22 protein-coding genes and 1 tRNA gene are annotated in these 23,326 nt (G+C 67.0%); 11 read left to right on the forward strand and 12 right to left on the reverse strand.

The genetic code is table 11. The features are described from left to right. The first annotated feature begins 90 nt into the window (after positions 1-90). Complete coding sequence (locus OHA42_RS06995) at positions 91-711, forward strand: TetR/AcrR family transcriptional regulator (RefSeq protein WP_406235531.1); 621 nt, start codon at positions 91-93, stop codon at positions 709-711. Here OHA42_RS06995 and atzF read toward each other — a convergent pair. The 3 genes from atzF to OHA42_RS07010 all read right to left on the reverse strand — a co-directional run bounded on the left by atzF (position 708) and on the right by OHA42_RS07010 (position 6,872). After that, positions 708-2,447, reverse strand: coding sequence for an allophanate hydrolase (gene atzF, locus OHA42_RS07000; protein ID WP_406235532.1), 1,740 nt, complete (start codon positions 2,445-2,447; stop codon positions 708-710). The genes OHA42_RS06995 and atzF overlap by 4 nt on opposite strands. After that, complete coding sequence (gene uca, locus OHA42_RS07005) at positions 2,448-6,095, reverse strand: urea carboxylase (RefSeq protein WP_406239151.1); 3,648 nt, start codon at positions 6,093-6,095, stop codon at positions 2,448-2,450. A 69-nt stretch (positions 6,096-6,164) separates the two neighbouring features. Continuing rightward, positions 6,165-6,872, reverse strand: a complete 708-nt coding sequence (locus OHA42_RS07010; protein ID WP_406235533.1) for a GntR family transcriptional regulator — start codon at positions 6,870-6,872, stop codon at positions 6,165-6,167. Positions 6,873-7,197: 325 nt separating this feature from the next. Here OHA42_RS07010 and OHA42_RS07015 point away from each other — a divergent pair, with 325 nt between their 5' ends. Further along, the gene (locus OHA42_RS07015) at positions 7,198-7,494 is read left to right on the forward strand and encodes a hypothetical protein (protein WP_406235535.1); all 297 of its coding nucleotides are present in this window, start codon (positions 7,198-7,200) and stop codon (positions 7,492-7,494) included. Between the two features lie 40 nt (positions 7,495-7,534). Here OHA42_RS07015 and OHA42_RS07020 read toward each other — a convergent pair whose 3' ends face one another. The 4 genes from OHA42_RS07020 to OHA42_RS07035 form a co-directional block, all read right to left on the reverse strand. Further along, positions 7,535-8,098, reverse strand: a complete 564-nt coding sequence (locus tag OHA42_RS07020) for a dihydrofolate reductase family protein (RefSeq protein WP_406235537.1) — start codon at positions 8,096-8,098, stop codon at positions 7,535-7,537. A 194-nt stretch (positions 8,099-8,292) separates the two neighbouring features. After that, positions 8,293-8,366 (reverse strand) — tRNA-Pro (locus OHA42_RS07025). Positions 8,367-8,425: 59 nt separating this feature from the next. Next, a complete protein-coding gene (locus OHA42_RS07030) occupies positions 8,426-10,069 on the reverse strand; it encodes a hypothetical protein (protein ID WP_406235538.1) in 1,644 nt (547 codons plus the stop codon). Between the two features lie 40 nt (positions 10,070-10,109). After that, a complete protein-coding gene (locus tag OHA42_RS07035; protein ID WP_328408358.1) occupies positions 10,110-11,072 on the reverse strand; it encodes a metallophosphoesterase in 963 nt (320 codons plus the stop codon). A 133-nt stretch (positions 11,073-11,205) separates the two neighbouring features. Here OHA42_RS07035 and OHA42_RS07040 point away from each other — a divergent pair, with 133 nt between their 5' ends. Further along, complete coding sequence (locus OHA42_RS07040) at positions 11,206-11,670, forward strand: GatB/YqeY domain-containing protein (protein WP_328408360.1); 465 nt, start codon at positions 11,206-11,208, stop codon at positions 11,668-11,670. 60 nt (positions 11,671-11,730) lie between these two features. On the opposite strand, the gene OHA42_RS07045 is transcribed toward OHA42_RS07040, so the two are convergent. Further along, positions 11,731-14,031: a penicillin-binding protein gene (locus OHA42_RS07045; protein WP_406239153.1), complete on the reverse strand. Its 2,301-nt coding sequence runs from the start codon at positions 14,029-14,031 to the stop codon at positions 11,731-11,733. A gap of 413 nt (positions 14,032-14,444) precedes the next feature. Here OHA42_RS07045 and OHA42_RS07050 point away from each other — a divergent pair, with 413 nt between their 5' ends. After that, positions 14,445-14,768, forward strand: coding sequence for a WhiB family transcriptional regulator (locus OHA42_RS07050; RefSeq protein WP_305082794.1), 324 nt, complete (start codon positions 14,445-14,447; stop codon positions 14,766-14,768). Between the two features lie 62 nt (positions 14,769-14,830). Here OHA42_RS07050 and OHA42_RS07055 read toward each other — a convergent pair whose 3' ends face one another. Together OHA42_RS07055 and OHA42_RS07060 are read right to left on the reverse strand one after the other, a co-directional pair. Continuing rightward, positions 14,831-15,985 (reverse strand): ArsA family ATPase, encoded by a 1,155-nt coding sequence (locus tag OHA42_RS07055; protein ID WP_406235542.1) that lies wholly within the window; start codon positions 15,983-15,985, stop codon positions 14,831-14,833. Further along, complete coding sequence (locus OHA42_RS07060; protein ID WP_406239155.1) at positions 15,982-17,001, reverse strand: ArsA-related P-loop ATPase; 1,020 nt, start codon at positions 16,999-17,001, stop codon at positions 15,982-15,984. The genes OHA42_RS07055 and OHA42_RS07060 overlap by 4 nt, the downstream gene beginning before the upstream one ends. Positions 17,002-17,184: 183 nt before the next feature. Here OHA42_RS07060 and OHA42_RS07065 point away from each other — a divergent pair, with 183 nt between their 5' ends. Genes OHA42_RS07065 through OHA42_RS07075 form a run of 3 tightly spaced genes read left to right on the forward strand, consistent with a single transcriptional unit; the run spans position 17,185 to position 18,671 of the window. Beyond that, positions 17,185-17,355 carry a hypothetical protein gene (locus tag OHA42_RS07065; RefSeq protein WP_406239941.1) on the forward strand — a complete coding sequence of 57 codons (171 nt, stop codon included), beginning with the start codon at positions 17,185-17,187 and terminating at the stop codon, positions 17,353-17,355. A gap of 16 nt (positions 17,356-17,371) precedes the next feature. After that, positions 17,372-17,830 carry a RidA family protein gene (locus tag OHA42_RS07070; RefSeq protein ID WP_406235543.1) on the forward strand — a complete coding sequence of 153 codons (459 nt, stop codon included), beginning with the start codon at positions 17,372-17,374 and terminating at the stop codon, positions 17,828-17,830. 43 nt (positions 17,831-17,873) lie between these two features. Further along, a complete protein-coding gene (locus tag OHA42_RS07075; protein WP_406235544.1) occupies positions 17,874-18,671 on the forward strand; it encodes an MBL fold metallo-hydrolase in 798 nt (265 codons plus the stop codon). A 113-nt stretch (positions 18,672-18,784) separates the two neighbouring features. Here OHA42_RS07075 and OHA42_RS07080 read toward each other — a convergent pair whose 3' ends face one another. Further along, positions 18,785-19,459: a Crp/Fnr family transcriptional regulator gene (locus tag OHA42_RS07080; protein WP_011206875.1), complete on the reverse strand. Its 675-nt coding sequence runs from the start codon at positions 19,457-19,459 to the stop codon at positions 18,785-18,787. Between the two features lie 148 nt (positions 19,460-19,607). Next, positions 19,608-19,850 carry a hypothetical protein gene (locus tag OHA42_RS07085; RefSeq protein WP_406235547.1) on the reverse strand — a complete coding sequence of 81 codons (243 nt, stop codon included), beginning with the start codon at positions 19,848-19,850 and terminating at the stop codon, positions 19,608-19,610. A 118-nt stretch (positions 19,851-19,968) separates the two neighbouring features. Between OHA42_RS07085 and nth the strand changes: the two genes are divergently transcribed. The 4 genes from nth to OHA42_RS07105 are packed head-to-tail and all read left to right on the forward strand — an operon-like array spanning position 19,969 to position 23,307. After that, entirely contained in the window at positions 19,969-20,775 is an 807-nt protein-coding gene (gene nth, locus OHA42_RS07090; protein ID WP_406239157.1) for an endonuclease III, read from the forward strand. Beyond that, positions 20,772-21,404: a TlpA family protein disulfide reductase gene (locus OHA42_RS07095; protein WP_406235548.1), complete on the forward strand. Its 633-nt coding sequence runs from the start codon at positions 20,772-20,774 to the stop codon at positions 21,402-21,404. The genes nth and OHA42_RS07095 overlap by 4 nt, the downstream gene beginning before the upstream one ends. Continuing rightward, complete coding sequence (locus tag OHA42_RS07100; protein WP_406235550.1) at positions 21,401-22,117, forward strand: NUDIX hydrolase; 717 nt, start codon at positions 21,401-21,403, stop codon at positions 22,115-22,117. The genes OHA42_RS07095 and OHA42_RS07100 overlap by 4 nt, the downstream gene beginning before the upstream one ends. Beyond that, entirely contained in the window at positions 22,114-23,307 is a 1,194-nt protein-coding gene (locus tag OHA42_RS07105) for a MarP family serine protease (RefSeq protein WP_406235552.1), read from the forward strand. The genes OHA42_RS07100 and OHA42_RS07105 overlap by 4 nt, the downstream gene beginning before the upstream one ends. Positions 23,308-23,326 lie beyond the last annotated feature (19 nt).

A 23,326-nucleotide genomic window follows, 5' to 3' on the forward strand; every position in this document is an offset into this window, starting at 1 on the left:
TGCTTTGACTCGAATGTCTTAGACATATGTTTAACAGAGTCTTGCACATTTGTCTAGTACAAATGTGCAAGACGAACGTACAGTGAAGGCATGGGAAACAGAGAAGAGCTGCTCACGGCGGCGCGCACCTGCCTCTACCAGCGCGGATTCGCGGCGACCACGGCTCGCGACATCGCGGATTCCGCCGGGGTGAGCCTGGCGGCGATCGGGTACCACTTCGGATCGAAGGACCAATTGATCAGCGAGGCGATCACCGAGGCGATCGGCGACGGCATCGACGATGAACTGGAAAACCTGATCCGGACAGTGGGCGCGGGACGTTCGCTCGCCGAGTCGTTTGCCGCGACCTGGGCAGGCATCGGCGCGATCTTCCTTCGCAACAGGGAAGGCATTGTCGCGTCTGCAGAGAACATCATCCGGGTCCATCGATCGTCGGATGGGAAACGCTACATGGAAAAGGCCGGTGCGCAAGCCGTCAGTGAAATCGCGGCAATCCTCGGCAAGGTGTACCCGGAGCTGTCACAGATACAGGCCGATGCGGTCGGCCGGTTGTATTACACGCTGCTGAACGGTCTTTCGATCCAGTGGCTGAGCAATCCGGATGGTGCGCTGCCGACCGGTGACGACTTCGCTATTGCCCTTGCCGCACTGGTCCCGCAACCAGCAGCGCCCGCGGGTGTCCCGGGCGCTGCCGGTGCGGAGCCGGCCTAGTTCTGGCGCTGGAGATAAGCCTTCCAGCCGCCGAACGAGGTGATATCCGTCGCCGCCTCGGCGGCGTCATACGTGCAGGCGAAACCGATAACCGAACGCCCATCGGACAATTCGATGCTGGTCAGCGCCATCGGCGCGGGCAACGCGGCAAGGAAGCGGCCGAGGCCGGCCTCCGAGACCCGGAACAGCTCGCCCAGGATCGGCGCACCGAGACCGTCGCCGTGCCGGACAAGTCCGGGCTTGGGCGGCGTGGTGTCCAGCGCAGTAAGCCGGTAGGCGGCGGTCGTCGTGATCTCGCCTGCGAATCTGGCCCCGATCTCCTCCAACTGCCAGTGCAGCGGCTGGCCACGCAGGTGCGCACCGAACACCGCGAGTTCGGTACCGCGATCGACCAGCGCGGGGGGCGGGTCGGCGCCGACGATGCGGGCGGCGATATCGACCGCGACCTGGTCGGCGAAGGCGGGGACGACGACCATCACCCCGAATGGCAAGCCCGCCGCGGTGGGCAGCCCGGGGACGGCCACCGCCGCCATGTCCAGCAGGTTGCAGAAGTTGGTGTAGGTGCCCATCCGCCGATTGATGCCCAACGGGTCCGCCTGTACCGCGGCGATACTCGGGTGCTCGGTGGTCGTCGGCAACAGCAGTCCGTGGAAGTCGGCGAGCAGTGCGGTGGCCGTGGCTCGCACCCGGGCGAGGGTGTCGAGATCGTCCGCGAATCCGGGACCGGTCGTCGCGCGTGCGGCATCGATGATGGCCGTCACCGTCGGATCCGCGCCCGCAGGTGCGGTGTCGAGGAACTCGCCGACCGCCGCATAGCGTTCGGCGACGATCGCGCCGTCGTAGAGCAGCCGGGCCGCGTCGAGCAGCGCCGAGATATCGACTTCTTGCGTGGCGATTCCGGAATCGGTGACAGCGACGACGGTTCGGACGAAGGCCTCGCGGTAGGGCTCGCTCAGGGTCGCCAGATCCTCGGCGCGTGGAACGGCAAGGCGCAGTTGCTCCGGCGCGGCGAGATGGACGTCCGCGGGCCAGCTCCGGCTGCGTGGATCACGGATCTCCGGCCCGGCCATCACGGCCGCGGCGACGACGGCCCGATCGAGGTCGGTGGCGAAGACCGTGACGGCGTCGTAGTCGGCGCACGCCGGAATGACGCCGTGGGTCGGGATGACGCCGAGCGTCGCCTTGATGCCGACGATGCCGTGCAGTGCCGCGGGCACCCGGCCCGACCCCGCGGTGTCGGTGCCGATGCCGATATCCGCGATTCCCAGCGCGACCGCGACCGCCGACCCCGAACTCGAACCGCCGGAGATCAGCTCCGGATGGTGCGCATTGCGTACCGCGCCGTACGGGCTGCGGGTGCCGACGAGGCCGGTGGCGAACTGGTCCAGGTTGGTCTTGCCGAGCACGATCGCGCCCGCCGCGACCAACCGCTGCACGGCCGCCGCGGTGACCGTCGCGGGGTAGGCGAATTCGGGGCAGGCCGCGGTGGTCGGCAGCCCGGCCACATCGATGTTGTCCTTGACCGCCACCAAGATCCCGGCCAGCGGCAGCGCCGCACCCTCGGCGAGCCGCTGTTCGACGGCGGCCGCGTCGGCAGCGACGTCGCCTTCCTCGCGCAGCGTGATCCATACCTCTTGTCGATCCACCTCGGCGATGCGCCGATAGGCGGCGGCGACTCGTTCGGTGGGCGAACGCTGCGGCTGCGCTGCGATGTTGCCTAGGACGCCTGCGGTCATTCAGTCGACTCCGATCACGGCTAGAGGGGTGCCCGGTTCCACTTTGGCGCCGGGGGTCGCCAGTACCTTCAGCACCGTGCCCGGGCCCGGGCTGTGCACCGGTAGTTCCAGTTTCATGGCTTCGAGGATCGCGACCGGCGCGCCCGCGGCCAGCCACTGACCGACCTCGATCTCGACCCGCCAGACATTGCCGATCATCGGTGCGGTCACCACCGTCGCGTTCGGCGGCAGCCCGGCCAGCGGGTCGACGGCGGGTTCGATCGGGGTTTCGACCGTCGAGCCGCGTTCGAACTCGCCGGCAGCCCGCCAGGCATTCTTCTCCGCTGCGAAGGCGACGGCCTGCCTGGTCTCGAACTCGGCGATGGAGTCGGCATTGTCGGCGAGCATGCGCAGATGATCGGTGAGGGCGAAGGTGCCCTCGCTCACCTCGGCGTCGAATCGGCCCGCCTGCGCGGCGGCGCGATAGTCGAGCAGCTGCTCCGCGCTCACCTCCTCCCACACGATGCGGTCGAAGAACCGGAACAACCAGGGCGTGCCCGCCTCGAACGGCGCGGACTGCCGGTAGCTCGACCAGATCGGCACGGTCCGGCCGATCAACTGGTAGCCACCGGGGGAGGCCATGCCGTACACGCACAGGTACTTGCCGCCGATGCCGACCGCATCCGAGGGGGTCCAGGTGCGCGCCGGATTGTATTTGGTGGTGACGAGGCGGTGCCGCGGGTCGAGCGGAACGGCAAGCGGCGCACCGAGATACACATCACCGAGGCCGAGCACGAGATATTCCGCGTCGAAGACCGCCGAGCGGACGTCCTCGACACTGTCGAGTCCGTTGATGCGGCGAATGAATTCGGTATTCGAGGGCAGCCAGGGCGCGGTGTCGCGAACACCGCTGCGGTAGCGGTCGATCGCCGCGGCGATGGACGGGTCGTCGAACGACAGCGGGAGCCGGATCGTGCGGCTCGGCACGACGAGTTCGTGGGTGGCGGGCAGTTCACGCTCGAGGTCGATCAGCGTGCCGAGCAGCCGATGCTGCGGCAGCACATCGGGATCGAAGTGGATGTGCAGCGAACGGACGCCCGGCGTGACATCGATGATGCCGGGTAGTCCGGAGCCCGCCAGCGCCTCGGCGAGGGCGTGCACCCGCATGCGCAGACCGAGATCGAGGACCATGTCGCCGTATTCGACCAGGATGTTGTCATCGCCGCCGCGCAGATAGGCAACTCGCGGTCGATCGGCGTCCGCGTCGAGCGCACCGAGTATCCCGCGATCATGCAGTCCGGCAAGAGGATTCGCGATGGTGTCGCGCGCGCGTGCGATGTTCGAGCCGGATTCCGACGGCCGAAGCGCGGCGGCCGCCGCGTCGCCGACGGGCACGAATCGGATGGTGTCGCCCGGGCGCAACTGGCCCAGCTTCCAGCGATGCGCAGAGATCACCGTCAGGGGGCAGGCGAATCCACCGAGGCTCGGGCCGTCCGGGCCGAGCAGGATCGGAGTGTCGCCCGAGACATTCAGTGTGCCGACGCTGTACGGGTTGTCGTGCAGATTGGACGGATGCAGCCCGGCGTCGCCGCCATCGGTGCGTGACCAGGTCGGCTTGGGTCCTTCGAGCCGGATGCCCGTGCGATTCGCGTGGCTGCCGACCTTCCACGGATGCGCGTAGAACTGGGCCATGTCCGTGTCGGTGAAATAGGCGGGGGAGGTCTGTGGGCCCTCGCCGACGGCCAGGTGCCAGACGTGCGTGAACTCCGGTCGTTCCTCGATCGGGACCTCGCGCGGTTCGGCGAGGTCGGGCCGCGGCGGCAGCACACCGAGAACATCGCCTGCGACAACGGCTTTCCCGGTGACGCCGCCGAAACCGCCGAGGGTGAAGGTGGCCGCACTGCCGTGATAGAGCGGCGCATCGATGCCGCCGCGCACCGCGAGGTAGGTGCGCAGTCCGGTCTCGGTCGGTGCGCCGACATCCAGAATCGAGCCCGCCGCAACGGAGATCGGCCGCCACATGTCCGCAGGCCGTCCGTCGACGGTGATCTCGACCTGGGCGCCGGTGACACACACGACGCTGGGTTCGCAGAAGCGCAGTTGTGGTCCCTGCAGGGTGCATTCCAACGCGGGCGCGCCCACCGGGTTCCCGACGGCGGCGTTGGCCTGGGTGAACGACAGGTCGTCCATCGGGCCGGAGGGTGGAATTCCCACCTGCCACAGGCCGATTCGGCCCGGGTAGTCCTGGATGGTCGTCATGGTCCCGGCGCGCAGGACATCGATGCGACGGCCATGCGGGCGGATGTCGGCCAGCGTCGTCGTGACGTGCTGCGCGCTCAGCACTCCGGCATCGGCGCCGGCCGCGCGCAGCTGCGGGAGATTGGTCTGCACCCCGTAGACGCGGGTTGCGGCCAGCGCGTCGACCAATTCCGCGAAGGCCGCCGCACGGGTGGGCCCGGCCGCGATCACCTTCGCCAGCAGCGGGTCGTAATAAGGGCTGACCTCGGTACCGGTGTCGATCCACGTGTCGATCCGGGTGCTGGTGCTTGGTTTGCGTCTCGATCGGGTGGCTTCGTCGAGGGTTTTCGACATCGGATCATTGTCCGTGCCGCCCACCCAGGTCTGCGCCGGGAACGTGGCGGCGGTGATCAGCCCGGCGCTCGGCCGGTAATCGTGTCGGGGGTCCTCGGCGTAGACCCGTGCTTCCACGGCCCAACCCTCGATGACGGGACCGCTCTCGGGCAGCTCGTCCACCATCGAGGTGTCACCACCGGCCAAGCGCAGCATCCATTCCACCAGGTCGATGCCGGTGACCGCCTCGGTGACCGGATGCTCCACCTGCAGACGAGTATTCATCTCCAAGAACGACGCCGCGCCACGGTCGGTGTCGTAGACGAACTCGACGGTGCCCGCCGAGCGATACCCCACCGACCGCGCCAGCTCACGCGAGGCCGCAAGCAATTGCTCCGACAGTTCCACACCGAGACCGGGAGCGGGAGCTTCCTCGATCACCTTCTGATTGCGCCGCTGCAGCGAGCAGTCGCGGGTGCCGAGGCTGACGACCCGGCCGTAGCCATCGCCGAACAACTGCACCTCGACATGCCTGGCCCGCGCGACGAAGCGTTCGAGGAACACGCCGGTCGAGGAGAAGTTCGTCGCGGCAAGTCGCTGCACCCGCTGAAACGCCGCGCGCACCTCGTCGGCGGTGCTGCAGGCCTGCATGCCGATGCCGCCGCCACCACCGACCGCTTTGAGCATGACCGGGTAGCCGATCCGCTCGGCCTCGGCAACGGCGTGATCGGCCGAATCGAGCAGGCCGCTGCCCGGGATGAGCGGCACTCCCACCGACCGGGCGGCCTCCCGTGCGGTGTGCTTGTCGCCGAAGATGCGCAGTTGCTCGGGTGTCGGACCGACGAAGGCAATGCCCGCGGCCGCTACGTCAGCGGCGAAATCAGCATTCTCCGAAAGGAATCCGTAGCCCGGGTGCACCGCACCTGCGCCTGCCGACAGGGCGGCCTCGATCACCCGATCGGCGCGCAGATAGGACTCGGCGGCGGCGCTCGGCCCCAGATGTATTGCTACGTCGGCGATTTCGACGTGGGCCGCGCCCACGTCGGCATCCGAGTAGACCGCGACCGTCTTCAGCCCGAGCGCGCGTGCCGTCCGCATCACCCGGCACGCGATCTCGCCGCGATTGGCGACGAGCACTGTATCGAAATCCAGTGTCACCGTTACTCCTTATTCAGTTGCGAGGGACATCGCCGCGATGGCCCGTGTCACCCGATCGAGCACCACATCAAGGGAGCCGCCGATGTGGGTGTGCAGCAGGCGATATGCCAGCGAAAGATCTTCTGCCAGAACCGCATCCAAGATGCCGAGGTGCTCGGATATGGTGGTCTCGATCCGGTTGTTGACCATGAAGTCGTACATCCGCACATGCCGGATTCGTGAGTTCACCGACTTCAACGACCGGACCAGTTCGGCGTTGCCCGCCGCGGTCAGCAAGGTGACATGGAATTCCTCGTCACGGACCACGAAACCCGGCTCCTGCTCCGGCGGGTCGGCGCGCAACTCCAGCCAGCCGGCACGCTCGGCCTCCAGTAACGCGTGGTCATGGCGGACCGCGGGATTGTCGATCGCTCGCTGAATTCCGCCCAGCTCCAACGTGAGTCGCAACTCGTACAGGTCACGAATCAGCGGAATGCTCGGCCGGACCGGTGTGAAACCGTACTCTTCCCGCTGTAGCAACCCATCCGAGCACAGCACCGTCAGCGCCTCGCGGATCGGCGTCCGCGAAATACCGAACCGCGCCGCGAGCTTGGGTTCGGTCAGCCGCTCGCCGAACCTGATGTCACCGTTCATCAACTCGCCGCGCAGCGCCGTATAAACCACGTCCCGCAATGGCCGCCCGGCCGCATCGGCCAGTGTGGCCACCCTTGTCGACATGCATGTATACGCTATGGACCTCGCGTTTCGCCGAGATGTCCGCAAGTTAGCAAGGGGTAAGCGTCTCCTCACCGCCGTGGGATTTTCGAGCGAACGCCGGGTGGACAAATGTTCACAGCGTCGACCGGGTAACCGGGAGGACAAGGCAACACCTGGCAACACCATTGCGCTATCGCAGGACACATTGCCGCGCAAGGCTATTGGATAGCCCCGGCGCCGGGTCGACGCCGCCCCGGCGGCACACCGACCGACTCCAGTCGCCGGCCGGTGGCAACAGCCCCCGGCGCCGGGCGCCACGAAAGAGAAGCCTCGTGGAGGTTCTCTGGTGTCCGGGCTGTTGGCGGTCATCGCCGCGGCGGTGTGGTGGCCTGCCCCCTCCCGAGACCGCCTCGGTGTCCGCGGTGGACACCGGAGGGTCGAACACGAGCGGCTGATCGGGGAGGGCTGGTCTGCCGGTTGGCTGCACGAAGCGCCGGACGTACCGTTCACCGTCATCGAAGCCGGCCGGGTACTCCAGCGCCATCGCCAATGCCATATCGACCGGTGCGCCAGAAAGTCCGCGGCGTTCCGGATTCTGCTTGCCGCCGGACTGCTCGAGGCCGATGCGTTCCGCAGGCTTTGAGTGTGCCTCGTACGGCTCGACGCAACACCTCTTGCGCCGGTCAGGCGCGCTTCGGCTCCAGGTGCAATGCGGTGATCCCGCACTCGAAGGGCGTGGCGGCGACCATGCTGAACTGCTTGTTGGCGCCCGGGTTGCCGAAAACGGGCAAGCCCGCGCCGATCGCGGTCGGGTTGACGAACAGGTGCAGCTCGTCGATCAGGCTCGCAGCAATCAGGTTCGAGACGAGGGTGCCGCCGCCGTAGACGATGATGTCGCCACCCGGCTGTGACTTCAGCTTGTTGATGATCTCGGCGAGGTCACCGCCCGCGACGACGGTGTTGTCCCACGGTGACTCGGCGAGGCTGTTGGAGATCACGACCTTGGGCGTGTTGTTCATCTGGTCGATAGCCACCTGCGGCTCGCTCTCGGGGTTGGAAGCCCAGTGCGGGATGAACCCTTCGGCGAGCTTGCGGCCGAGCACGATGGTGTCGACCTGGGCGGTGAGCGCACCGATGTAGGCGCCGAGGTCGTCGGTCCACGGGAACGTCATCCAGTCCATCTCGCCGTTCGGGCCGGACATGTAGCCGTCGACGGTCATCTGGACCTGGAGCTTCAGCTTGCGCATGGGTGCTTTCCTTCGGTTGAGCGGGTCCGTCCGGCCCGCTGTGTTCTGTGCCTTCAGCTTGGACGAACCGGTTTACGGATTGTTTACGATTTTCCGCCGTCGGCATTGCACCACAGCAGCAGGGCACCCACACACGAGTAAGGCCCCCGACCGCCGAAGCGGTCAGGGGCCTGACTGTCGTCTCAACCAACGAGTCGGGGTGACAGGATTTGAACCTGCGACCTCTTCGTCCCGAACGAAGCGCGCTACCAAGCTGCGCCACACCCCGTTGTTGAACCTGAGGTAGCTTACAACAGCGAGGGTCTAGACGTTAAACCGGCAGGTCAATCAGCCTTCGTGCGCGCGGACGCTGGAGAAGATCTGCATAGCGGTCGCGACGTCGACAGCCTTGGGCACCCCGGTGTCGGCGGCGATCACCATGACGAAGCTGCCGTTCTCGGTCGGTGCTGCGAAGGTGTAGACCGAGTATTCGGTGGCGCAGCCCGGTTTGGCCTGGGGAATGGTGCCCTTTGTCTCGACGAACATGCCGTGCTGGCTGCCGTCGAACGAGCTGAGCGGTTGGCCGCCGCTGGGCGTCGCCGGCGCGTCGTGGTAGGCCAGCTTCGCGGTCTTGGTGCCGACTTCCGTTGCGGCACTTGCCGAATCGGAATCCTTGGAGCCGGTCAGGAACGAGACGGTGCGGGTGGACCCTGGGCAGTAGCTCTTGCCTTCGCTGGCGTACCCCTTGCCGACGACGGCATTCGGCGGTTCGCCGAACCCGCCGATGGTGCCCTCGGAGGCGACGGTCCAGTCGGCGGGCACGTCATAGGCCGCGCCGCGGTCCGGCGAGACGACCACCTGGTAGCCGGGCACGACCGGTGGTTCGTTGCGGGTGCCGGTCCCGGTCGGGGCCGGCTTGGCGCCGGTCGGCTTCGTCGCCGACGGCTGCGCGCCCGCCGTGGGCGTCAGCGCACTCACCATCGACGGTGACGTGTCCTGCGCGCGAGTGTCGTCCGACCCGCGATCGGCGACGACCACCGCGGCGATCGCACCACCGGCGACCACGATCGCCGCCGCTGCGGCAGCGAGCCACGCCTTGCCGTGACCGCCGCTCGGCCGGCCGTGCGGACCGTAGCCGGGCGGAAAGTGCTGGACCGGCGCGCCGTAGGCCTGCGGCGCAGCGCCGTACTGGTTCGCGGGGAACTGCTCGATCAGGGGAACCTCGCCGTACTGGGCGGGTTGTGCCGGTGCGGCGGGCTGCCATTGAAGAGTGGGTTCCGGCTGCGCTTGCGCTCCGGAGCTCGGTTGCCACTGCAGCGTTGGTTCCGGTTGCGGCGGCGCTGCGGGCTGCCATTGAAGGGTGGGTTCGGGTTGGGCCGATCCGGTCGAGCTCGGGGCCCATTGCGGGCTCTGCGGCGTCTGCTGGCCCGCGCTGGATCCCCACTGCTGGTTCTGCGCGCCGGGCGCGGGCTGCCACTGATAGGTCGGCTCGGGTTGGGCCGACCCGCTCGGAGTGGGAGTCCATTGCTGGTTCTGTGGTGTCTGTTCGCCCGCGCCGGGACCGAATTGCTGATTCTGTGGTGTTTGTGCACCGGGCGCGGGCTGTCGTAGGAGGGTGGGTTCGAAGTGCGCCGATCCGCCGGGAGCCCAGTGGGTCGGTGGCGTCGGCCCATCCGGGGCGGGTTGCCATTGCCGGTCCGGCGGCGGCTGTTGGTCGCTGCCGGACCCCCACTGCTGATTCAGCGGCGGCTGCCCGCCGGGCCGCCACTGCAGCGTGGGGTCGGGTTGCGGCGGCGCTGCGGGCTGCCAGTGGACTGTCGGCTCGGGGTGCGCCGCGCTGGGCGGGGGAGCCCACTGCTGGTTCGGTGGTGTCTGCCCACCGTCGTCCCCTTCGGGGCCGAATTGCCCTGGCCCATACGGCTGTTGCTGATGCGCCGCACCGGGCTGTCCCAGAACCGTCGGGTCATTGCGCCGGTCGTCGAATCCATTCACCGCTGTCCCCTGCCTGACATCCAAGTCTCGGCAAGCGACCCTAGCGGGCGATGGCCTCCGAGGCCGAAACGCCCTGCCCGCTATCGGTAAGCGGCCGCCTCGGTGGTGCGGCGACCAGTGTCACCAGTGTCGCCTCCGGTCGGCAGCAGAAGCGGTACGGCGCCCACGGTGAGGTGCCGAGCCCGGCGGAGACGTACAGCTGGGTGTGGTCGCCCCACTTCGACGCGCCCTTCACCCGGGAGCGATCGATGCCGCAATTGGTCACCAGCGCACCGTATCCGGGCAGGCATAGCTGACCACCGTGCGTGTGCCCGGCCATCACCAGGTCGTAGCCATCCTCGGCGAAACGATCCAGCACCCGCGGCTCCGGCGAGTGGGTCAGACCGATGCTCAGCTGGGCCAGGGGATTCGGGGCGCCTGCGACGGTGTTGTAGCGGTCGCGCTGCAGATGCGGATCGTCGACACCCGCGGTGGCGATTCGGATGCCCGCCACCTCGACATCGCGGCGCACATGGGTCAGATCCAGCCAGCCACGTTCGGTGAACGCCGCGCGCAGGTCTTTCCACGGCAGCGGCGCGCCGTATACGCGGCGGTGGTCCTTCTTGAAGTACTTCATCGGGTTCTTGGGTACCGGCGCGAAGTAGTCATTGCTGCCGAAAACGAAAAGACCTGGGCGGGAAAGCAATCCGCCGAGAGCCTGGACCACCGCGGGCACCGACTTCTGGTGCGAGAGGTTGTCGCCGGTATTGACGACCAGGTCCGGCTCCAGCCGATCGAGCTCACGCAGCCACTGCTGCTTGAGCTTCTGACCGGGCATCATGTGCAGATCGCTGATGTGCAGCACCCGTAGGGATGCCGAACCCGGCTGCAGCACCGGCATGGTCGCCTCGCGCAGCACGAAGGCGTTTCGTTCGATCAACGAGGCGTAGCCGACACCGGCCACCGCGGCCCCGGCGGCTCCCAACGCGGTTCGTCGGATGGCGGAGGTCGAGATTACGGGCATTTGCCCAGCATAGGTGACCCCGCTGAGGATCGCTGAGTGTGTTTACGCACAAGCGTCCGGATGCGGGGCCCGAAACCGGACCGCACGGCAAATGTAGTGGGCCGGACCCGAGCGAGCGGCTACCGTGTGGCACATGTCGGAACTCAAATCGCAGCTGCGTGCGGACATGACCGCCGCGATGAAAGCAAAGGACAAGCTGCGCCTCGCCACCTTGCGGATGCTGCTGGCCGCCGTCCAGAACGCCGAGGTCGCGGGCTCGGAGGCGCGCGAGCTGTCCGATGCCGAGGTCATTGCCGTGCTGCAGAAAGAGGCGAAGAAGCGCAGCGAGTCGGCCGAGGTCTACACCCAGGCGGGTCGCGGCGAGCTGGCCGCCAACGAACACGCCGAGGCGCGGATCATCGACGAGTACCTGCCGACCCAACTGTCCGACGCGGAGGTCGCGGATGTCGCCGACACCGCGATCGCGCAGGTTGCCGAGCAGCTGGGGGAGCGGCCCGGCATGCGTCAGATGGGCCAGGTGATGAAGGCGGCGACCGCGATCGCCAAGGGCAAGGCCGACGGTTCGCGTCTCTCCGCCGCGGTCAAAGCACGCCTGTAGCCATATCCTTCCGAAAACACCGCCGACCCGGCGCATTGCGTCCGGGTCGGCGGTGTTCTGCTATCTCGGGAAGCCGGGGATCGGGATCGGAATCGGGATGGGTGGCAACCGCGGTGGCGGCGGCAGCCCGGGGACGCCCGGCGGCGGCCCCGGTGGTGGTGCGGCCCGCTCGGTGCCGTCACTGATGTAGATGGTGATCACCGAGCCGGGAATCGCCGAACCGTTCGGTGCGCTCCCCATCACGGTGCCCTTGGGCTGCGATCCGACGCCGTTCACCGGCGACACCTGGAAGCCCGCCGCCCTCAGTGCTGCGGTCGCCTCGCCCTGCGACATGTTTGCAACATCGGGGACCTGCGCGCCGTTCGACCCGCGGACGTACTTGTCGTCCAGGGGCGGCAGCGCCGGCGGCGGGAAGTTCTGCACTACCGGCCTGATCGCGTTGAACCAGGTGCGCGCCGGTTCGTTACCACCGAACAGGTTGCCGTCGCCGCAGCCGCGCAGCGGGAACGAGCAGATCTCGCCGGGTGTCGGGCTGTCGCCGTAGACGTAGGCCGCCGCGGCGAGGGAGTTGGTGAAGCCGACGAAGGCCGAGGACCGGTGGCTTTCGGTGGTTCCCGTCTTGGCGGACAGCGGGAGCTTCCAGCCGGTCGACTGGGCCGCGCCCGCTGCGGTGCCGCTGGTGTCGTCCTTGCTCATGGCGTTGGCGAGGGTGTTGGCCAGGCCGGGCTCGACGACCTGCTCGCAGGCCTGCTGGGTCAGCGGCACCACCTTGCCGGAGCGGTCGATCACTTCCTTGATCGGCGAGGCGGGGCACCACCGGCCGCCGGAGCCGAGCGTCGCGGCGACATTCGACAACTCCAGCGGGTTGATCGCGACCGGGCCGAGGGTGAACGAGCCGAGGTTCTGGTCCTTGATCATGTCCGCGAGGCTCTGGTTGCCGTGCCCGGAGCTGCCCGGTTCGGTGTAGGAGCGCATGCCGAGCCGCACCGCCATATCGACGGTCGGGGTGACGCCGACGGCCTGGATCAGCTTGACGAACGCGGTGTTCGGCGAGGTGGCCAGCGCCTCGGTCACCGACATCGGCGACTTGTACCGGCCCGCGTTCTCGACGCAGTAGGTGGCGGCCGGGCAGCCGCGCGCGCCACCGTTACCCATGCCTCGTGCCTCGAACCGGCCCGGCACGTCGAGCTGGGCGTCGATGCCGAGGCCCTTCTCCATGGCCGCGGCGGTGGTGAAGAGCTTGAAAATCGAGCCCGCGCCGTCACCGACCATCGAATACGGCTGCGGCTGCACGGTTTCGTTGGCGTCCCGGTTCAGGCCGTAGGTGCGACTGCTCGCCATCGCCAGCAGCGGATGCGAATCCTGGCCGGGCCCGACCACCGACATGACCTGGGCGATGTCGTCGAGGTTCGGGTTGGCGGCCTCGGACACCGACCGCTTCACCGAGTCCTGCAATGCGGGATCGAGGGTGGTTTTGATCAGGTAACCGCCCTTGTCGATCTGCTCGCGGCTGATGCCCGCGTTGGCCAGGTATTGCAGCGCATAGTCGCAGAAGAAGCCGCGATCGTTGGCCGCGATGCAGCCGCGCGGCAGGCCCATGGGCTCCGGCTGCACACCGAGAGGTTCTTCTTTGGCCTTGCGGAATTCGTCGGCGCGACTGGGGATGTTCTGGATCATCGTGTCCAGCACGGTGTTGCGCCGAGCGGTCACGCCGTCGGGATTGGTGTAGGGGTTCAGCTTCGAGCTGCTCTGCACCATGCCTGCAAGCATCGCCGACTGCGGCACGTTCAGGTCGGCGGCGTCGATGCCGAAATAGGTGTGCGCCGCGTCCTGGATGCCGTAGGAGGCGTTACCGAACGGGACCAGGTTCAGATACCTGGTGAGGATCTCGTCCTTGGTCAGCTCCGAGTCGAGAGTGAGCGCCATCCGGATCTCGCGAATCTTGCGCGCGGGAGAGGTCTCGATGGCGGCGCGGCGCTCGGCGTCGGTCTTGGCGACGACGAGCAGCTGGAAGTTCTTCACGTACTGCTGGTCGAGCGTCGATGCGCCCTGCTGGACCTCGCCGCTGGTCGTATTGGTGAGGAAGGCGCGCATCGTGCCCTGCCAGTCCACCCCCGCATGCTCGGCGAAGCGCCGGTCCTCGATGGAGACGATCGCCAACTTCATGTTGTTGGAGATCTTGTCGCTGGGAACCTCGAAGCGGCGCTGCTCGTAGAGCCAGGCGATCGGTGTTCCGTTCGCGTCGACCATGGTGGAGACGGCGGGGGCGGTGCCCTCGACCAACTCCGCTGACACGTTGTCGACTGCGTCGGCGGCACGGTTGGACACGAACCCGAAGCCGCCTGCGAGGGGGAACAGCATCCCTGCGATGAGCACCGCGGCCAGCGCGCAGCTGCCGGCCAGCCTCGCGAGCGTTTGTGTGATCGGCACGATCCCCAGCCTACGGGGTGGTGTTCTGACCGGATCTTGCGGTTCGCGAGGCCGTACGGGCGTGTCGTCAGGAGGGTTTCGGCGTGTCGCAAGAGGGCCAACTGCGTGTCGAGTCGACCGCCCGGTTCTCTATCACGTTTGGAGGGACGGACGTACCAAAAAGTCTCAGAACGGTCTTGCGCTCGGGGCATACCTTTACCTAGATTGAGAACCCAGTGTGATAGAGCTAACACTCAAATGTGGAATGTGGTGCAGTTCGCAGCGGGGATTGGGTTGCTGCGAGGCTGACACGCGATTCTGGAGCGCCGTTCAACCGGTGTTCGGACTGCAAAGGGGCACACCAAATGCACATGACAACCCCCATCGCTCGATTGGACGTAGAGCAGGCCGAAGCAAGGATCGCCTGGGTGGCCCAGGCGCGATGCAAGGAAGTAGATCCCGATCAACTGTTCGTCCGTGGCGCTGCCCAGCGCAAAGCTGCGACTATCTGCAGGCACTGCCCGGTGCTGATGCAGTGTGGGGCCGACGCACTCGACAATCGAGTCGAGTTCGGTGTGTGGGGAGGAATGACCGAGCGGCAGCGGCGTGCGCTGCTCAAGCAACACCCTGAGGTGACTTCCTGGTCGGACTTCTTCCAGGCGCAGCGTCAGCATCAGGTCGCGATCTAGTCCCTAGCCGAAACACCACCGAGCCCGTGAAAGCGGGCTCGGTCGGCGTTGAGCGGCCTATATCAATCAGATATCACGACCGGCTCGGGAGCGGGGGCCCTGGTGAGCTGATCTCCGACCGCTTGCAGCGCTTCCAGATCGGAAACTTCGAACGGCAGCGCGGTCACCGAGACGATCGGAACCCGCGGATGCGCGCCCGTGAAACGGTGCAGCAGATGCAGTTCGCGCTTCGCGGTGGCAACCCGCTGAGCATGGATGCGCAGCACCGACGAGGTGATCGGGTCGGTCTCGGCCAATTGGTCGGCGGCGGTCAGCGCATGATCGGCCGACAGCGTGCTCAGCACCGGATGCGTCCGGTTCAGCACCAGACCGGCCAACGGCATGCGTTCGGTCGAGAGCCGGTCGACGAAGAACGAAGCCTCGCGCAGCGCATCGGGCTCCGCGGCCGCGACCACCAGGAAGTGCGTGCCCGGCTTGGACAACATTGCGTAGGTCCGGTCGGCGCGATCCTGGAATCCGCCGAACAGCGATTCCAATGACTGCAGGAAATTCGACGCGTCCTTGAGCATCTGGCCGCCGACGATGGTGGACACACCGCGCACCGCCAGGCTCATCGCGCCGGTCACCAGTCGGGTGACGCCGCGGCCAGGGGCCATGATGACCCGGATCATCCTGCCGTTGAGGAAGTTTCCGAGCCGCTTGGGCGCGTCGAGGAAGTCGAGGGCGTTGCGCGACGGTGGCGTGTCGACCACGATCAGGTCCCACTCCTTGCGCCCCGCCAACTGCCCGAGCTTCTCCATCGCCATGTATTCCTGCGTGCCGCCGAAGGAGGAGGCGACCGTTTGGTAGAAGGGATTGGCGAAGATCTGCTCGGCCTTGTCCGGGCTGGTGTGCTCGAGCACCATGTCGTCGAAGGTGCGGCGCATATTGAGCATCATTGCGTGCAGTTCGCCCTTGGCATCGGGGCCGAGCGGCACCCGCTGCGGGGCGTTGTCCAGATCGGCGACGCCGAGTGACTGGGCCAGTCGGCGGGCCGGGTCGATGGTCAACACCACAACCTTGCGGCCCAGCTCGGCCGCGCGCAGCGCGATCGCCGCCGCGGTGGTGGTCTTGCCGACGCCTCCGGAACCGCAGCAGACGACGACCCGAGCGGTCCGGTCTGCAATTATCTTCGAAATATCCAGTGGCACAGCCACATTCGAGCTCGGCGTGCTCATCGGACTCCCTGCGCGCTCAGATGTTCGGCCAATTCGTACAGGCCGCCGAGATCGATACCGTCCGCGAGGGCCGGCAGATACAGGCGCGACACGTCGACCTTGGCGAGTTCGGCAGCGCTGTCGTCCTGGGCCTGCAGAGTGGCCGAATGCTCGACGGTTTCGGTGATCAGACCCTGGAAGTCCTGGTCGGACAATGAGATACCGGCCTTGGCGAGTGCGGCCCCGATGGCGTCGCCGTCGATATCACCCTGCGCGACTTTGCCGCGCACCTCGGCGGGCAGTAGACCTTTGCTCGCCCGGTTTACGATCACCGCGCCGATCCGCAGATCGGCGGCGGTGAGCTCGGCGATCGCGTCGGCGGTCTCCTGCACCGGCAGTGCTTCGAGCAGGGTGACCAGATGAATCATCGTCTGATCGGAGTGCAGCAGCTTCGAAACACCCTCGGATTGCGAGGCGATCGGCCCGCCCTTGGCCACCTCGGCCATGGCCTGGGTGACATCGAGGAAGCTGGCGATCCGGCCGGTCGGCGGTGCGTCCACCACGATTTCGTCGTAGGCGAGCCGGCCCGCCTTGTCCGTGCGGACCACGCACTCCTTGATCTTGCCGGTGAGGATGACGTCACGCAGGCCGGGTGCGATCGTGGTGACGAACTCGATGGCGCCCATGCGGCGCATCGCCCGTCCGGCGAAGCCGAGGTTGTAGAACATATCCAGGTATTCGAGGAAGGCATGCTCGATATCGAGTGCGAGCGCGACCACCTCGCCGCCGCCGTCGGCGGTGGCAATCCTGGTTTCGGTCGGCGGCAGCGGGGGCAGATCGAACAGCTGGGCAATGGACTGCCTGCTCTCCACCTCGACAAGCAGTACCCGCCGCCCACCCGCGGCGAGGGCCAGCGCGAGTGCCGCGGCGACCGTGGACTTCCCGGTTCCCCCTTTTCCCGACACGTAGTGCAAGCGGGCTTTTTCCGCGCGCGCCGGCCAACCCGTTTCTAGCCCCGACTCCGCCGAAATAGGCACTGCTGTTGGTACTCCCACGATCGCGAGCCTATAACCCGTCCTGAGATCGCGCCCGAGGGATAGGGTTACTGGTCGGTTTGACGCCCGTTCTGTACCAGACAGTGGGACGGCACGGTCTGCGAGGCTGGTGCAGACACCGTGCCGCGGGCGCGGCGAATCCCGCGCATCTATACGCTCACCGCTATGAGTGATGTGAGTGATGTGACCGTGTGGGAGTACGCAACCGTTCCGCTTTTGACGCACGCGACCAAGCAGATCCTCGACCAGTGGGGTGAAACGGGCTGGGAGCTTGTCACCGTGCTGCCCGGCCCGACCGGCGAGCAGCACGTCGCCTACCTCAAGCGCCCGAAGTAGAGAAGGGACGAGACCAGTGACCCAGTGGGAGAAGAACCTCGTCCGACTCGGACTGACGCTGCCCCCGGTGGCGGCGCCGGTGGCGGCCTATATCCCGGCGATCCGCACCGGTTCGCTCGTCTACACCTCCGGTCAGCTGCCGTTCGTCGACGGGAAACTGTCGATAACCGGCAAGGTCGGCGCTGAGGTTTCGGTCGAGGATGCCAAGGCTGCTGCGCAGCAGTGTGCGCTGAACGCACTCGCGGCGGTGCACGACCTGGTCGGTTTGGACGCGGTAGTGCGGGTGGTCAAGGTAGTCGGATTCGTGGCCTCCGCGCCCGGATTCGGGGGCCAGCCTGCGGTGATCAACGGCGCCTCGGAGCTTTTCGGCGAGGTGTTCGGTGACGCGGGCGTGCACGCACGTTCTGCCGTGGGCGTATCCGATCTGCCCATGGACACCCCGGTCGAGGTCGAGATAATCGTCGAGGTGCGTTAAACAGGTTCTCGGAACACCAATTTCGATCGACTGGGGTAATCCGATGACGACGCTGACTCATCCTGCATACGGGCAGCTGCGGCAGGTCACGCCGAGCGCAGCGGTCCTGCTCGCGGACAATCCTGGGCAGATGACCCTGGAGGGCACCAACACCTGGATTCTGCGCGCACCGGGTGAGTCGGGCTATGTGGTGGTCGACCCGGGGCCGAAGGACAAAGCGCACAGCGAGGCCATCGCCCGGGTCACCGAGGGCAATATCGTCCTCACGCTGATCACCCACCGCCATCACGATCACACCGGTGGCATCGACCGTCTCGTCGAGCTCACCGGTACTCCGGTGCGGGCCGCGACGGCCGAGTTCCTGCACGACTCCGAGGCAACACTGGTCGACGGCGAGGTGATCGAGGCGGCCGGACTGCGCATCACCGTCCTCGGCACTCCGGGACACACCCTCGATTCGGTGAGTTTCGTGCTCGACGATGCGGTGCTGACGGGTGACACCATTCTCGGTAGCGGCACCACGGTGCTCGATTCCAGCGACGGCACCCTGGCCGACTATCTGAACTCGCTGGATCGGCTGGTAGAGGTGGGCGCGGGGCGCGCATTGCTGCCCGCGCACGGACCGGATCATCCGGATCTGGAGCCGGTTGCCAGGTACTACATCGCGCATCGGCACGAACGCCTCGAGCAGGTGCGCGAAGCGCTGCGCGTGCTCGGACCGGACGCGGGTGCGATGGCGGTGGTGCGGAAGGTGTACGCCGACGTCGACAAGCGACTGTGGCTGGCCGCCCGCAGCTCGGTGCAGGCGCAGCTGGAGTATTTGCGCAGCCAGCACGCCTGAGGGCGGAACGTCACCCGGGCGAACGTCAGGATCCAGTCGCAACAGCAGAGTATGTGTTGCGAATCGATCCCGGCGTTCGCCCGGGTGACGTATGGAGCTGCCCGAGGGGCGGCTCAGCGCGCGCGCCGGGCCAGTCGCTCGGAGTCGGAGATGAGCACGCTCTTGCCCTCCAGCCGCAGCCAACCACGGTGCGCGAAGTCGGCGAGCGCCTTGTTCACGGTTTCGCGGGAAGCGCCGACCAGCTGGGCGATCTCCTCCTGGGTGAGGTCATGGGTGACCCGCAGCGCGCCCGCCTCCTGGGTGCCGAAGCGCTGAGCCAGCTGCAGCAGCGCCTTGGCAACCCGGCCGGGAACATCGGTGAAGATGAGGTCGGCGAGGTTGTTGTTGGTACGACGCAGACGCCGAGCGAGAACCCGAAGCAGCTGCTCGGCGATCTCCGGCCGCTGGTCGATCCAAGACTTGAGTGCGTCACGGTCCATGGTGACCGCGCGGACCTCGGTCACGGTGGTTGCGGTCGAGGTGCGCGGGCCGGGGTCGAAGATCGACAGCTCACCGAACATGTCGGACGGACCCATGATGGTCAGCAGGTTTTCCCTGCCGTCCGGGGAACGTCGTCCGATCTTCACCTTGCCGGACGTGATGATGTACAACCGGTCGCCGGGTTCGCCCTCGTTGAAAATTACGTGGCCGCGCGGAAAATCCACGGGCTGCAGTTGTTTGGCGAGAGCCGCTACCGCGGTGGGCTCTACGCCTTGGAAGATGCCTGCTCTGGCGAGGGCCTCGTCCACGAATGTGCTCCTTATGGGAAATGGCTCTGTCCTGGACCGAAGCGATTCGGCCAACAGCGCAGTCTACGCGGCATTGGGGCAGCGCAGTGACAGACACCACGTAACGAGTGGATTGCGCAGCGCGCCGATGCGGGGTTCGGTCCCTTGTTCAGCTAGCGCGAGCGATGTCCAGTTCTTCTCCACGGGACCGGCGCTTGCGCATCCGTGCCACCGCAGTCGGCAGTCCGAGCTTCGTCAGCTCCTTCACTTCGGGGTTGCTGGCGTTATCCAGGTACTGCTGAACCTCTTCGTCGGGTTCGAGAAGTTTTCGGAGCCGATTCTCGACCCGCTCCATGCCCAGTGCGAACAGCATCAACAGCACTGGGAAGAGCACCACAGCGAGTCCTTGCATATCGAGCAGTAAACACGGCTCAGGTCTCAGATGGAACACGGCAGTTGATCTGAACGGGCACCGTTGTGGGGTGGTTCCGTATGGTGGACGGGTGCGTGTCTCCCCCTCCACCGCTGCCATGAGCGGGCCTTCGCCTGCTGCCGCGGCAACCGATACGCAGCCGGTGACGGTCGCGGTTCCGAAACGGAAAAACCGGGCTCGACAAGCGGAAACTCAGCTCGGCCTGGTTCGAAGGGCCCGCCGGATGTACCGCACTCTCACGGTCGCATTTCCTGATGCGCATTGTGAGCTGGACTTCACAAACCCGCTCGAATTGGCCGTCGCCACAATACTTTCCGCGCAGTGCACCGATGAGCGCGTGAACCTGACCACACCCGCACTGTTCGCGAAGTACCGGGACGCGCGCGCTTATGCCGAGGCAAACCGCGCCGAGCTGGAGGAATACATCCGCCCGACCGGGTTCTTCCGTAACAAGACGAGCTCGCTGATCGGCCTCGGGCAGGCGCTCGTCGAACGGTACGACGGTGAATTACCTCACACTCTCGACGAACTGGTGAAGTTGCCCGGCATCGGCCGTAAGACTGCGAACGTCATTCTCGGCAATGCTTTCGACGTGCCGGGGATCACGGTCGACACCCATTTCGGCCGTTTGGTGCGGCGCTGGGGATGGACCGCCGAGGAAGATCCGGTGAAGGTCGAGCACATCGTCGGTGCGCTCATCGAGCGCAAGGATTGGACGATGCTGTCGCACCGGGTGATCTTCCATGGACGCCGGGTGTGCCATGCCCGCAAGCCGGCCTGCGGGGTATGCGTGCTCGCGAAGGATTGCCCCGCGTTCGGGGCCGGGCCGACCGACCCGGAGACCGCGGCGAAGCTCGTGAAAGGTCCGGAGGCGGAGCACTTGCTCGAGCTGGTGGGCCGGTGAGGCAGGTTCCTGTCGCGGCACGCTTGGCATTGGCTGGATTGATCACCGCGGTGGCACTCGCTGTCGCGCTGTGGCCGCGCGGCGGCGACGACACTTCGGTCGACGGCGCGCAGATCCATCCGAGCGCACCGGTGCCCGAGCAGTTGCGGGCCGCCGCCGGACTGGCACCGTGCCCACGGCCCGCGGCGGACGCGGTTGGGCACGGTCCGCTCGCCGGAATTACGCTGAGCTGCCTTGCCGACGGCAAACCCGTCGACGTGGCCGCCGCGCTGGCCGGCAAGCCCGCACTGTTGAATCTGTGGGCGTATTGGTGTGGGCCGTGCGCTGAGGAGTTGCCGTATCTGCAGGAGTACGCCCAACGAGCGGGGAACGCGATTACCGTGCTGACCGTGCACAGCGATCCGGATGAGGCAAGGGGGCTTGCACTGTTGGCCGACCTGAAGGTGACACTGCCGGGAGTGCTCGACGCGAGCACCAGGGTGCGTAACGCCGTCGGAGTGCCCGCGGTGTTACCGGTGTCGGTGCTGCTACGCGCCGACGGGTCGGTCGCGAAGGCGATCGTGCGCCCGTTCGATGGTGTCGAGGACATCGCCGACACCGTCGCGAACGAACTGGGAGTCGCGGCATGACAACTCCCACACCGGAAAACATTCCGACCTGGCTGCGCAAGGCGACCGAGCCGACCACCGATGCCACCGACACGCTGTCGTTGGCGCGTGCGATGCGCCGGGCCATGACCATTACCAGCGCGCCGCGTCAGGCGGCGGTGCTCGTGTTGTTCAGCGGCTCACCGGAACCGGATCCCACTGCACCGGGCGGGTTGCCCGCCGATGCGGACGTGCTGCTCACCCAGCGCGCGTCCACCATGCGCCAGCATCGCGGCCAGGTCGCCTTTCCCGGCGGCGAGGTCGAGGCAGGTGACGCCGGACCGATCGACACCGCCCTGCGCGAGGCGTGTGAAGAGACCGGGCTGGAGCGCGAAGGTGTGGAACCCCTTGCGGTGCTACCGAAGTTGTTCGTGCCGCCGTCCCGATTCGATGTGACCCCGGTTGTCGCCTACTGGCGCACGCCGCGTGCGGTCGGTGTGGTGAACGAGACCGAGACCGAACGGGTGGTTCGGGTGCCGCTCGCCGAGCTGCTCGATCCGGCGAACCGCTTTCTGGTGCGCGGCAGTCTCGGCTATCAGAGTCCCGCGTTTCAGGTGGACGGGATGCTGGTGTGGGGGCTGACCGGCGGTATTCTGGCCGGCCTGTTCAAAGCCGCAGGCTGGGAACGGGATTGGGATCGAAACGATGTACGTGACCTCGAAACTTCGCTGGCTGCAGTGGGGATGACCTTATGAGTTCATCGGCCTGGCTCGACATCGCCGTCGTGCTGCTCGCACTGTTGTGCGCATCGTCGGGCTGGCGATCGGGCGCGGTCGCGTCTGCGCTCGCCTTCCTCGGCGTCGTGCTCGGCGCGGTTGCGGGCATTCTGATCGCGCCGCACATCCTGATCCACGTCGACGAGGGCCGCACCAGAGTGCTCACCGGCGTGCTGTTGATCGTGGTGCTGGTGATCGTCGGCGAGGTTGCGGGCATGGTGCTCGGCCGGGCCGCGCGCGGCGGCATGCGACATTCGCTGACCCGCAGCGTGGACAGTGCGGTGGGCGCGGTGTTGCAGGCGGTGGCCGTGCTCGTCACCGCATGGCTGCTCGCGCTGCCGCTGGCCTCCTCCTCGCAACCGGCCATCGCCACCGCGATCAATGGGTCCCGGGTGCTCGCCGATGTCAACGAGGTCGCCCCCAACTGGCTGCGCAGGCTGCCGAACGAATTCTCCAGGCTGCTCAATACCTCCGGGCTGCCGGACGTCATCGGTCCGTTCGGGCGCGCGCCGATCGCGGCGGTCGAACCGCCCGACCCGAGTGTGCTCACCAGCCCGGTCGCGGCCTCGTTGCAGCAGAGCGTGCTGCGCATCCGCGGTGTCGCGCCGAGCTGCCAACGGGCGCTCGAGGGTTCCGGCTTCGTCATCGCGCCGGAGCGGGTCATGACCAACGCGCACGTGGTCGCGGGCACCACCAGTGTTCAAGTGGACACTGCACGTGGCCCGCTCGACGCGACCGTTGTGCTGTTCGACCCGTCCAAGGACGTCGCGGTGCTCGCGGTGCCCAACCTCACCGCACCGGTAGTGCAGCAGGCTCCGGCGCCCGCGCGCTCCGGCGACAGCGCCATCGTGCTCGGTTACCCGGGTGGCGGTCCGTACACGGCCAGCGCGGCCAGGGTCCGCGAGACCTTGGATCTGACCGGGCCGACGATCTACCGCAACGGCACCGTGGAACGCGAGGTCTACACCGTCCGCGGCCAGGTCCGGGCAGGCAATTCCGGCGGTCCGCTGGTAGATGCCGACGGTCAGGTGCTCGGTGTCGTGTTCGGCGCCGCGGTCACCGACGACGACACCGGCTATGTCCTGACCCTGGCCGAGGTCCGTGCCCAATTGGACGTCGCACCGGCCGAGAACACGGCGGTCGGCACCGGGGCGTGTGTGCTGAGTTGATCCGGCTGCGCGGGCGCGT

It is taken from the genome of Nocardia sp. NBC_01009 (assembly GCF_045208035.1).
In the GTDB taxonomy this organism is placed as follows: domain Bacteria; phylum Actinomycetota; class Actinomycetes; order Mycobacteriales; family Mycobacteriaceae; genus Nocardia.

What these genes read in the sequence shown, in the direction of transcription:
- OHA42_RS07010 (WP_406235533.1), bottom strand. Translation starts at nt 6,872, where the DNA reads ATGTCGACAAGGGTGGCCACACTGGCCGATGCGGCCGGGCGGCCATTG.
- nth (WP_406239157.1), top strand. Translation starts at nt 19,969, where the DNA reads ATGAGCGGGCCTTCGCCTGCTGCCGCGGCAACCGATACGCAGCCGGTG.
- OHA42_RS07040 (WP_328408360.1), top strand. Translation starts at nt 11,206, where the DNA reads ATGTCGGAACTCAAATCGCAGCTGCGTGCGGACATGACCGCCGCGATG.
- OHA42_RS07045 (WP_406239153.1), bottom strand. Translation starts at nt 14,031, where the DNA reads ATGCTGTTCCCCCTCGCAGGCGGCTTCGGGTTCGTGTCCAACCGTGCC.
- OHA42_RS07020 (WP_406235537.1), bottom strand. Translation starts at nt 8,098, where the DNA reads ATGCGCAAGCTGAAGCTCCAGGTCCAGATGACCGTCGACGGCTACATG.
- OHA42_RS07075 (WP_406235544.1), top strand. Translation starts at nt 17,874, where the DNA reads ATGACGACGCTGACTCATCCTGCATACGGGCAGCTGCGGCAGGTCACG.
- OHA42_RS07055 (WP_406235542.1), bottom strand. Translation starts at nt 15,985, where the DNA reads ATGAGCACGCCGAGCTCGAATGTGGCTGTGCCACTGGATATTTCGAAG.
- OHA42_RS07035 (WP_328408358.1), bottom strand. Translation starts at nt 11,072, where the DNA reads ATGCCCGTAATCTCGACCTCCGCCATCCGACGAACCGCGTTGGGAGCC.
- OHA42_RS07065 (WP_406239941.1), top strand. Translation starts at nt 17,185, where the DNA reads ATGAGTGATGTGAGTGATGTGACCGTGTGGGAGTACGCAACCGTTCCG.
- OHA42_RS07085 (WP_406235547.1), bottom strand. Translation starts at nt 19,850, where the DNA reads ATGCAAGGACTCGCTGTGGTGCTCTTCCCAGTGCTGTTGATGCTGTTC.
- OHA42_RS07105 (WP_406235552.1), top strand. Translation starts at nt 22,114, where the DNA reads ATGAGTTCATCGGCCTGGCTCGACATCGCCGTCGTGCTGCTCGCACTG.
- uca (WP_406239151.1), bottom strand. Translation starts at nt 6,095, where the DNA reads ATGCGGACGGCACGCGCGCTCGGGCTGAAGACGGTCGCGGTCTACTCG.
- OHA42_RS07050 (WP_305082794.1), top strand. Translation starts at nt 14,445, where the DNA reads ATGCACATGACAACCCCCATCGCTCGATTGGACGTAGAGCAGGCCGAA.
- atzF (WP_406235532.1), bottom strand. Translation starts at nt 2,447, where the DNA reads ATGACCGCAGGCGTCCTAGGCAACATCGCAGCGCAGCCGCAGCGTTCG.
- OHA42_RS07100 (WP_406235550.1), top strand. Translation starts at nt 21,401, where the DNA reads ATGACAACTCCCACACCGGAAAACATTCCGACCTGGCTGCGCAAGGCG.
- OHA42_RS06995 (WP_406235531.1), top strand. Translation starts at nt 91, where the DNA reads ATGGGAAACAGAGAAGAGCTGCTCACGGCGGCGCGCACCTGCCTCTAC.